General features: G+C 37.8%; 1 protein-coding gene. It reads right to left on the bottom strand.

All coding sequences use genetic code 11. The annotated features are described in order from the left end of the window. Positions 1–815, bottom strand: an 815-nt coding sequence (locus tag HMPREF9441_RS16180; RefSeq protein WP_008622988.1) for a polymorphic toxin type 23 domain-containing protein, incomplete at both ends; no start/stop codon positions are given.

An 815-nucleotide genomic window follows, 5' to 3' on the forward strand; every position in this document is an offset into this window, starting at 1 on the left:
ATCCAAGAGTCAAAGCTCCTAAACGATATTTTTCACCTACTTCATTGACATAACCTCGTTTATATTTAGTTCCAAACCTATCTACATAATTTATTACAGGATTCTCACCTTTCTTATTGGAAGTGGTGATTTTGATTTCTTTTTGTTGGTCTTCCCTATTTCTTCTACCAGTAAAAAGATTAAATCCAGCAGTAAAATCTCCTATTCCAATATTTAAGGCAGCTGTTCTATAACTATCGTTTCTATCCCCTAATCCTAAATGTTTAATTCCTGCCCCTCCATCATTCTCATACATTATCTTAAAATCGCCACTTCTAAATCCTATCATCCCTGTTCTTTGTAAAAAATCACCTGACCAAGCATTAGTACCTAAACTAACTCCAGTAGTACCATCATCCCAAGAGGCCATTATAGAATTGCGTACTTCTATCGCATTTTTGCCAAACCCATAATAATTATTATATGCCATTATTCCTACTCCAGCTGAAAAGCCCCAATTACCATCGTTATAGCCTACTGCAAAATTTGCTCCTATACCCGAAGCGTTGCCAAAAGCTACAGCTAAAGATAGGCTTATATTCCAATCTCCTATAGGAAAATTGACACTTGGTAACATTGAAGAGGCTGCTCCTGTAGCTATACCATTAGCAATAGATTCAGCCGTCAGCACAGCTGTTGATCCTAAAGCTCCCATAATAGCACGTCCTACAGCACCTCCTAAAACTGACAGTCCAAAACTTCCCCAAGACCAAGAGTCGTTAATAGCAGCACTTACCGCATAACTTGAAGCACCTATAATAGCACCAATAATAACT

The organism is Paraprevotella clara YIT 11840 (assembly GCF_000233955.1).
Taxonomy (GTDB): Bacteria; Bacteroidota; Bacteroidia; order Bacteroidales; family Bacteroidaceae; genus Paraprevotella; species Paraprevotella clara.